We start from the raw sequence: 8,043 nt of genomic DNA, 5'->3' as shown, positions 1-8,043 counted from the left end.
TCGTGGCAAGGCGTTCCGCCATCGGCTGAACGCTCTTGCGATCGCCAGGACCGATCAATCCCGCAACATACAGAGGACACATCCGCTGTCGGGTCTTATGACCCAGCCGGTCCAAGAACGGCATCAGCCAGCGTTCGAGTTCGTCTTCCCATCCCGACATGGTCAGCCCTCCAAGAGCCGACCACCCATGAATCATTGAAAAATTGATTCGGGAATCCTATAAAACGCGGCAAAATCAATAATCTGCCAAAGTAGTGCTAGGACAGCACCCGATAAACCTTCGCGCGTTGAGCCGCTCGATCCTCGAACAGGAGAAGCCGCCAACTGAGGCGGCCTCTATTTGGTGAGATGGAGGGCGATCTTCTCGGCTTCGATTTTCTCGACCAACGCGCCGATTGCGGCGACTGTCTGTGCATCAGTCACCTTCGCAAGCAAGCCTTTCAGGTGGTTGATCCGTCTATCTAGCTCCACGCAATGTTCGCACATGCTTGCCATCCACGGTGGGAGGCGTGAGCAACGACTCGCAGTCACCGGCAAAGGCCAAATGTTGTAACGGTGATGGCGGTCAACCGGCCTATGCCGGCAAATGTTCCTGAAATCGCTGAGCGGATTACTCAGGCAGTGGCAATCCGGGCGATCTCAGCCACTCGCTCACGTGCGAGCCGGTTTCGGCTTGCCAGGCTTTGCGGAGCTTTTCTTGGCGCTCCATTCCTGGGGGGAGGGATTTGGCCTCTTCACGGAGGCGTTTTGCTATTTCGGCTAAACGTTCTTCAAGAGACTGTACTTGTTTGAAACGGCGGCGGCGCTGCATGACAACACCTCGTCTTACGGGTCCTAACCGCAGGGTTTGAGTTTTCCGATTCCTAAGATGCGGATCCCGACAAGTTGGTTCCATCTGGAGGAACAACGGTGGTGGGCTATCGTATGTGGCTCGCGAACACTCAGTTCGCAATGAAAATCGAACAGACTAAGCCGCCAACTGAGGCGGCCTTACGCTGGTTTTTCAGCCCGAATATGCAGAACGTAGAGCGTGTTCTGAAACTCGTCGGCCACTTCCATCCGCCAGTCTCGGCCCGGTACCAGGTTCCCGTCAATGCCCTGTAGTATCTGTCCGGCGGTGACAGTGGCCTCCTTCCACGCGGCATGCTTGTCCGGGAGGTCCTCGCCCACGCGGTCGATCTCGGTGCGCTCGTGCGTAATGTGAAAGAAATATCTCGGCATGCGCGGTAATGCGGTACGTCAGGCTCACGTTCCAAATCAGTCCAACCGCGACGGTTTACAATCAGGCCGAAAAGCGTGTTCATTCAGCGGGGCCGAATAGGGTAGTTCGAAAATAATAAAGAGAGATCAAAATGTTGCCCGCGCCTGGGAGACTAGGGGTCGGAGGTTCAAATCCTCTCGCTCCGACCAATACTTAGTCCGGATTTTCCTCAGGGTAACGGGTAGGGTAACCACTCGCATGAGGTTCATGTGGGTACCCGCGCGTTGCCCAATGCACGTTAACTGTCAGATATCCGGTCCGGATCAACGTGCAGGTGTAGATCATTCACATGGCTTGGTTCGATCCGAACGTGGCGGCCTATCTCCTGGAGCGCCCCGTAAAGAACCCGAACGTGCCGCAGTACAACATCGACTTGCGTCGATTGATTGCCGCCGCGAACGCATCGCGCGATGACTAACCAGAGGAAGTAGATGCCTTCTCTAGCGCCATACGATCTCACCGATCAGCAACGCACCCTTGTGCGGTTCATCGTCAATGAGGGTAAGCGGCCCGAGGAAGCTGCCGAGCTCGCCGGCTATCACCCTAAGTCGGTCTATAAGACAATGCGATTGCCTGCGGTCGCGGCCGCGATCTCGGAATCGATCCAGCTTGACCTTGCCGTGGTGGGCGCTCCGCTCGCTTATCGAGTCGCCAAGTCGCTCCTCCAGGATACAAGCGTTAGCGCCCGCGTCCGCGCGGATCTTTCCATCAAAGTGTTAGACCGGGCAGGGCACATTGCTCCTACTCGCAGGGACACGTCCTCACAACAGAAGGCGCTGTCTGAGATGTCTCGAGACGAGCTCGCGGCCTTCATTGAGCGCAACCAGACGGAAATCGACAAAGTCGAGAGCGAGTTGGCGTCGAGGGCTAAGGACGTCTCTCAATATCTGCGGTGAGATTAAGGCATTGCTTTGGATGCGATCTCGGCTTCGGCGATCGGCTCCGACTTCACATTGACGGTGACTTCCATGCTGGCATCGTCGCCGGCATCGCCCCAATAGCTGCCTGAAAGGGGGAGTTGGTCGGATCGAACTCGACCCAGCCCGAACCCGGCACATAGATTGAACACCAGGCGTGCGTCGATCCGCCTCCGAGCCGGGTCGGTCCATCGCGATCGGGCACATAGACGTATCCAGTGATGAAGCGAGCGGCGAAGCCGAGCGAGCGCGCGGCTTCCATCATCAGCAGCGCGAAGTCGCGGCAAGTCCCCCGTTGAAGACCTATAGTTTCCGCAGGTGTTTGGGTGCCTCGTATTGTGCGGCGCTGGTAGGAAAATCCCTCCGCGATAGCCTCGTTGAGCGTCATGAGCAACTGCCCCGTAGGGCGATTAACGCCGAGCGGCACGAACTTGGAAAGCCACTCGGGGACGGCTGTATCGGCTGGATAATGGCGACGGATGTATGGGTCTAAATCCGGCAGCTCATTGTCGTTATAAGCGAACGGATGCTCCCGAGCGTATTCCTCGATCCGAAAGTCTGGAGCATTTTCCGGGGTATGCTCGAGACGGATTGTTGTTTCAAATCCCAGATCCTCTGCCGAGATATTGAAGTCAACCAACGTTAGGCAATTGCCGAACACGTCGTGTACACCGCGCACGCCCATCTGCCGCATTCCGCCAAAGGTGATCTTGACGGGGCGGCCGTCAACGTGCGCAGGCGTGTGGCGTCGTGGGGAGCATTCTGCAAATTGTCGATCGATGATGGCCCGGACGTCAGCGCGCTATTGCTTCCCGTATAGGTGTGGAGAAGGCCCCTCCGAATCGGTGGCGACTTACAGGAATCGGCTAGTCTGTCGGCAGCGACGGAATCCGGCCGGGGCTGGACAGTTGCAGCCAGGGCCGTGCGGCATAGATCCCGCACGGCCTTGGTTCAAATCTGTGGACTAGGATACCGGCTAGGCCCTCGCACATTCCGACTTATTTCGAGCGCCTGGGTCTTGAAGCGACCATAAAAAGTCAGCCGATCCCCGGCGAAGTCGGTCCCCGCACTGTGATCAAAATGCTCGCGAAGGGCTGGATCGAACTGGTGGGACCAAACCGAAAATATCGGATCACAGAGGCTGGATTTGATGCGATGAAGCGCAAGGTTCCATCCAAAGGCTAGACGCCGCGATTCCTCCGCGCGCGAGAGTGCCGAACGTAAACAAGCCCCTGCCGGTGCACACAACAGGGGCCGTGCAGATGGATGGCGCGAGGCTCTTGCGAGGTGTCGTGCCAAGGACCCGCCTTGATAGAACGTTGGATTGAAGCTTTCGGAGGGCGAGAATGTTGGGCATCTCGCGCAAATAAGAGGCACCGTCCCTGCGGGCTCAGTGGGACAGTTCGAACTTCCGGATCTCCTGCACCCGCGTCAGGCAATAGTCTCGATACAATTCTTCAATGAATGCCCACATGATCGAATCCCCGCTGGCCAATGACGCGAGCTTGATCAGGTTTTGTTTCGGGAGTGCTTCGCGGAGCCGGCAAAATGGTTTCAGGATCCCGCCGTGGCAAATTCGGGGCCTTGCCCCTTTTTGGCCTGGCAAACCAAAAGCCCGGCACGAAGGCCGGGCTTCATCGGGAATATGCTCTGGTACGCCGCAATGCGCCTACCTTACAAAAGCTCACGCTGCGGTCTGTCTGTTTTCGAACATTAGCATTCTGGAATTTGGCGCATTAGGGGTACTCCTTTTGTCGTTGAAACGGCCGCAAGCGCCGCGTTTGAGCGGCGCCTGCGGCCTGCGCTGCTACCGTTCCGCACGATCGGTGCAGCGATCTCCGTTCCGTCACAAGACGAGGGCCTATGGCTTGTCATTCCAGCCCTGATGCTTTCAGTGCGACTTCCACAACCCATGGAAACGCTTCGTCCATAACCACCCTTGGTGACCCGCCGCACGCAGTCGCCATCCCGCTAAAGCCGCAGGCGATATCCATCGTGTTTTATTTTGTGAAACCACTCGGCGCCGGCGGGAACCGCCTTGCCGAGCGTCGGTAGGCAAAACTCGAAACGCATAGGCCGAACATAGGCATCCACCTTCGAATTACGAATCCGGCGGAAACGCGATGCCAATCCCTGCTTCGCTGCGGGGGGCCGTGCTAAGAGGTGGGGCAATGAGCGGCGTCCTAATAGCGACGTAGTATACGAGCCGACGGGATATGATTTTAAGCACTCACGCAGTTGTCGGCGGCGCCATCGCTAGTCTGTTGCCGTCGCACCCAGTCCTCGTTGCGGTTGCGGCCTTCGCAAGCCACTTTGCGATCGATGCGATCCCGCACTGGGATTATCCTCTTCGAGCGATCAAATTAAAGCGCGGCGCCCACAATCGCGGGCTGCTCGCGGATCCGAGGTTCTTTTTCGAATTGGCTCTTATCGGCTTCGATGCTTGCGCGGGTCTATTGATGGCAATTTGGCTTTTCGCGACACCCGCAACGATTGTAGTGATCGTGCTCGGCGCCCTTGCAGGGATGTCACCCGACCCGTTGCGGGTCGTGCACAGGGCGCTTCCGAAGCAGCCCCTGACGACCTTGCAACGTTTTCATAGATGGGCCCACACGAAGCGGACGCTTAGCTGGCCGCTCGGCATCAGCTCGCAAGTACTCTTTGCCGCGTCCGTGTCCTGGATAGTTTTGACAGTCGGCTGAGGAAGCAAACGTGGTGGCGATGAGGGCTTCACAACGGCGAGTTGTGAATAGTCGGGATAGGGACAACGGACTCTTTCGTCGGAGTCACGCCCCATGGCAAATTGATTCGTCGGCTGGAAAAGCGAAAGGCCGGAGCTTCGACCTCCGACCTTTCAGATCCCGCCGTCTGGCAGGAGTGGCGGTCCGGGAGCGCGAATGCTCACGGACCTTTGCCATAATGAGGCTTGGCGTTCGGTGAGGCAATGCCCCCGCCCTGTGGATCGATGTGGATGGCCGGGCGCGGCTGATCGGCGGACTTTGCGGTGTACGTCACCGCCTCAATCTTGTTTCCATCGAGGTCGCGTACGAAGGCACCAAAATTATTCGCGTTGTAATTGTCTCGGATGCCGGGAGCCCCTTCGTCAACGCCTCCAAGCGCAAGTGCGGTCGCGTGGAACGTGTCACTGTCTCGCGATCCAGTGCATCCGAGGCGCCGTAGTGGAGCGAACGGTCCGAGTGCTTGAGGAGTCGCAGGCCGAGAAGGGACATCAGCGGATCGTAGAACGCTCGTGCGCTGTTGACATCGTTACTGCCGAGCGAGACGTGATGGATCATCTGGTCACCGTTTGAGGCAATACCGCCGCTTCAATCTCTCGGTCGTGGTCTCTGCGGCATAATGGATGCGCCCGAAATCGGCTTCGTCCTTTGCGGTGACATGAAGCCTCCAGGTCACGTCGCGGGCCTCGCCAGCGTCGCATTCGACCTCGACAGAAACCGCATGCTCGCCGCCCGGGAAGCTCCGAATCTGCTGAAGCGCCAAAAGCTCCAAGTCGGGCTTCGAGATCGATGTTCTTGCCACCGCAGCGCTCCTCCCGCCGCGCCGTCCTTTCATCGGCGATCACTCGGCCAACCGACGGCGCGCGGAGATGTTCCTGGGGCGCTTGATGGCAGCCTAGGATCAATCTCTCCGGCAATCGGCGCGCCGCAAAGCCAAACGCTGCCCGCGTTAGCGAGCATTGACGAGCACTTTGCATATCATTGGCGAAAGGGAGCCGAGGACGGCGGTCTGGAGGCCGACAGAGCTTTCGGCCGCTGAACAAGGATGGCTGACCGCGGACAAGGGGTCTGAAGACGCCACCCGCACCGCGCACGGCGCGGTGAGGTCTACCAGCGCAGATTCTTCCTCAGCAAGACGTTTCTCAATGAACTGATGTTCCAAGCTCGACAGCTTCGTCTCGAGCAGCCGACGATAACGATGGATATTGTTTCGGTGCGCGCGAAAAAGTGCCGATTTCTCGTCGAGCATCATGTTGGCCCATCGCGTCAGTTAGTCCGATGCAGCGGTTTGTCTGGAGTTGGGGGCAAAGCCGACCTGTCTTCGACACAGCCTGCGCACCGATGTTCCGAAGATGGCGCGGAGGCTGATCCCATGACGGAAGAACCGGAGCAATCAGCGAGAGGCGATGGCCTCGATGCCTGCAACACCGACTTCCGACGCCAAGAAAGAGCCGCCGGCGCGCAAACGCGCAAAAGTTCGTCCGCAGGCGAAGTGGTGGACGAGGAGGCCAGCCGAACCACGGCTGGCGTTCGACCGGCACGGCGGATGGTGGTAACCTGCAATATCCTGCTCCACGAAACGAGAAAGCCGCGCCCGTTCGGAGCGCGGCCTGACGGGGCCTCAAGGGACGGCGCCGTATCACCAGTGGTGATGATGCCAGTGGTGCCGCACGACGGGATAGGCGCCGCGGTAATAGGCGTAGGCGGGCCGGACGACGCGACGGTACCGGTAGCCATAGGACACCGGCGCAGTGGTGGAGTAGGTCGTGGCGTAGCCGCCGCCCCAGCGGTAGGGCGCATCGTACCCATAGTCGTAGGCGTAGGGTCCGCCATAGTATCCGGCGCCGTAATAGCCCGGACCGTAGTCGTAGTAGCCCGGTCCCCAGGCATACGCCGAGGAGGCAAGCCCGCCGATCACCGCGCCGGCGATCAGGCCGCCGGCTATACCCGGTCCCCAGCCACCTCGCCAATGAGCCTTGGCGGGCGACGTCGCCGCGATCGAGCCGAGACCGAGAGCGCCGACCGTCGCCACCACCATTGCAATCTTTTTCATCGGATTCCTCCTCTCCACGTTTCTGGCCCCGGCCAGACAACGGGAAAATTAGGCAATGGTTGCTGGTTGCCCCGGTGCCGAGAGCAATGGGATGCTCCCCCGCCGAAAACTTTCGAGCTTGGAGCACAAACATTTCGACCGAAGACGGGTTCAATCCGCGTGCGGTGCGGTAACTTTCGGAGCTTGCCGAGCTGGACTTCGAGTGTAAACTTGGCGGGATATTTGCCTGTGAGATTGCGATACGATCATTTTTCCTTTGGGGGTTTCCCATGCTCGATCCTGCTACCACCGCGCTATTGCGCGCGGTCCTAGATGAGGTCTGCGCAAGCGTTTCCCGGACCGAGACCGGCGCCCGTACCCACGTGGCTTCGAAGATCCTGGAAGCCGCGTCCAGAGGCGAGACGTCTGCGGACCACCTCAAGCAGGTCGGCCGCCAAGCCCTCTCCCAAGCGCCGACCATGTGGCGCTGACCGGCCGCGGAGGCACGGGTGAATTTCCAGGTCACGGTGCTGAAAATCCTGGTGAGCTACCCGGATGGATTTGCCGTGATGGCCGACCTCAAGCGCGACATGGCGATCCTGGCGACGAGCGGACGTGACTGGGCCGAGCGCACCAAGCGGCTGGCGGCGCGCGTGCCCGACCTCGACATCTTTTCGCAAGGTCTCGTCGAGAGGCTCAACGGCGGCTGGCGCATCACCGACAAGGGGCGCTCGGTTCTCGAGATCATGGAGGCGCGGTCGGCTGCCGTGCCGGCTACCGAGCCGCCTTCCATCCGGGCGACCAGTGACTCGACGCCTGCGGCGACACCGGCGGTATCTCCGGTCGCGACGGGCCGACGCAAGCGGGACCGGAAGCGGCGTCGACGCGATCTGGCTGTTATTCGGCCTGCAATATTGACCCCCTAAGCCGGGGGATCGGCGTCCAAAATTGACCCCCTATAGGTTGGTCTGTTGCGCTGCCTGCTTCGTAACAAAGCAGGTGGTGGAGGATGCTGGTCGTGGAGACGATTGCGCGGATTCGGCGCGAGCACTTCATCAAGGGCAAGACGATCAAGGAGATCGCACGTGACCTGAA

12 protein-coding genes and 1 pseudogene are annotated in these 8,043 nt (G+C 59.5%); 5 read left to right on the top strand and 8 right to left on the bottom strand.

Annotated elements, in window-relative coordinates; genetic code table 11:
• The 4 genes from A3M7_RS47900 to A3M7_RS0137360 form a co-directional block, all read right to left on the bottom strand.
• Positions 1-196: transposase (locus tag A3M7_RS47900; RefSeq protein WP_198033890.1), on the bottom strand; the 196-nt coding region annotated here is incomplete at its 3' end.
• Between the two features lie 140 nt (positions 197-336).
• Positions 337-486, bottom strand: coding sequence for a hypothetical protein (locus A3M7_RS49285; RefSeq protein WP_156937103.1), 150 nt, complete (start codon positions 484-486; stop codon positions 337-339).
• Positions 487-610: 124 nt separating this feature from the next.
• Positions 611-811 (bottom strand): hypothetical protein, encoded by a 201-nt coding sequence (locus A3M7_RS47895; RefSeq protein ID WP_084302859.1) that lies wholly within the window; start codon positions 809-811, stop codon positions 611-613.
• A 179-nt stretch (positions 812-990) separates the two neighbouring features.
• Positions 991-1,221 carry a hypothetical protein gene (locus tag A3M7_RS0137360; RefSeq protein WP_011090434.1) on the bottom strand — a complete coding sequence of 77 codons (231 nt, stop codon included), beginning with the start codon at positions 1,219-1,221 and terminating at the stop codon, positions 991-993.
• A gap of 329 nt (positions 1,222-1,550) precedes the next feature.
• On the opposite strand from A3M7_RS0137360, the gene A3M7_RS51140 reads away from it, so the two are divergent.
• Together A3M7_RS51140 and A3M7_RS0137350 are read left to right on the top strand one after the other, a co-directional pair.
• A complete protein-coding gene (locus A3M7_RS51140; RefSeq protein ID WP_256374920.1) occupies positions 1,551-1,679 on the top strand; it encodes a hypothetical protein in 129 nt (42 codons plus the stop codon).
• A gap of 13 nt (positions 1,680-1,692) precedes the next feature.
• Positions 1,693-2,157: a hypothetical protein gene (locus A3M7_RS0137350; RefSeq protein WP_027548455.1), complete on the top strand. Its 465-nt coding sequence runs from the start codon at positions 1,693-1,695 to the stop codon at positions 2,155-2,157.
• Between the two features lie 2 nt (positions 2,158-2,159).
• Here the strand turns inward: A3M7_RS0137350 and A3M7_RS0137345 are convergent.
• Positions 2,160-2,857: pseudogene (locus tag A3M7_RS0137345) on the bottom strand (transglutaminase family protein); the annotation flags it as partial.
• A 1,537-nt stretch (positions 2,858-4,394) separates the two neighbouring features.
• Between A3M7_RS0137345 and A3M7_RS0137340 the strand changes: the two are divergent.
• Positions 4,395-4,880, top strand: coding sequence for a hypothetical protein (locus A3M7_RS0137340; RefSeq protein WP_027548454.1), 486 nt, complete (start codon positions 4,395-4,397; stop codon positions 4,878-4,880).
• A gap of 598 nt (positions 4,881-5,478) precedes the next feature.
• On the opposite strand, the gene A3M7_RS45585 is transcribed toward A3M7_RS0137340, so the two are convergent.
• From A3M7_RS45585 to A3M7_RS0137320, 3 genes are all read right to left on the bottom strand, one after another.
• A complete protein-coding gene (locus A3M7_RS45585) occupies positions 5,479-5,718 on the bottom strand; it encodes a hypothetical protein (protein WP_084302860.1) in 240 nt (79 codons plus the stop codon).
• 147 nt (positions 5,719-5,865) lie between these two features.
• Positions 5,866-6,168, bottom strand: a complete 303-nt coding sequence (locus tag A3M7_RS45580) for a hypothetical protein (RefSeq protein WP_049823943.1) — start codon at positions 6,166-6,168, stop codon at positions 5,866-5,868.
• Positions 6,169-6,555: 387 nt separating this feature from the next.
• Positions 6,556-6,969 (bottom strand): hypothetical protein, encoded by a 414-nt coding sequence (locus A3M7_RS0137320; protein WP_027548453.1) that lies wholly within the window; start codon positions 6,967-6,969, stop codon positions 6,556-6,558.
• Between the two features lie 269 nt (positions 6,970-7,238).
• Here A3M7_RS0137320 and A3M7_RS50915 point away from each other — a divergent pair, with 269 nt between their 5' ends.
• Entirely contained in the window at positions 7,239-7,439 is a 201-nt protein-coding gene (locus A3M7_RS50915; protein WP_027548452.1) for a hypothetical protein, read from the top strand.
• Positions 7,440-7,457: 18 nt separating this feature from the next.
• A complete protein-coding gene (locus tag A3M7_RS45575; RefSeq protein ID WP_049823942.1) occupies positions 7,458-7,874 on the top strand; it encodes a hypothetical protein in 417 nt (138 codons plus the stop codon).
• Positions 7,875-8,043: the final 169 nt, after the last annotated feature.

Source organism: Bradyrhizobium sp. WSM2254, from assembly GCF_000472645.1.
Classification (GTDB): Bacteria; Pseudomonadota; Alphaproteobacteria; order Rhizobiales; family Xanthobacteraceae; genus Bradyrhizobium; species Bradyrhizobium niftali.
This window is presented reverse-complemented; position numbering and strand designations above follow the sequence as displayed.

What these genes read in the sequence shown, in the direction of transcription:
- A3M7_RS50915 (WP_027548452.1), top strand. Translation starts at nt 7,239, where the DNA reads ATGCTCGATCCTGCTACCACCGCGCTATTGCGCGCGGTCCTAGATGAG.
- A3M7_RS49285 (WP_156937103.1), bottom strand. Translation starts at nt 486, where the DNA reads ATGTGCGAACATTGCGTGGAGCTAGATAGACGGATCAACCACCTGAAA.
- A3M7_RS0137340 (WP_027548454.1), top strand. Translation starts at nt 4,395, where the DNA reads ATGATTTTAAGCACTCACGCAGTTGTCGGCGGCGCCATCGCTAGTCTG.
- A3M7_RS45580 (WP_049823943.1), bottom strand. Translation starts at nt 6,168, where the DNA reads ATGATGCTCGACGAGAAATCGGCACTTTTTCGCGCGCACCGAAACAAT.
- A3M7_RS0137350 (WP_027548455.1), top strand. Translation starts at nt 1,693, where the DNA reads ATGCCTTCTCTAGCGCCATACGATCTCACCGATCAGCAACGCACCCTT.
- A3M7_RS47895 (WP_084302859.1), bottom strand. Translation starts at nt 811, where the DNA reads ATGCAGCGCCGCCGCCGTTTCAAACAAGTACAGTCTCTTGAAGAACGT.
- A3M7_RS0137320 (WP_027548453.1), bottom strand. Translation starts at nt 6,969, where the DNA reads ATGAAAAAGATTGCAATGGTGGTGGCGACGGTCGGCGCTCTCGGTCTC.
- A3M7_RS0137360 (WP_011090434.1), bottom strand. Translation starts at nt 1,221, where the DNA reads ATGCCGAGATATTTCTTTCACATTACGCACGAGCGCACCGAGATCGAC.
- A3M7_RS51140 (WP_256374920.1), top strand. Translation starts at nt 1,551, where the DNA reads ATGGCTTGGTTCGATCCGAACGTGGCGGCCTATCTCCTGGAGCGCCCC.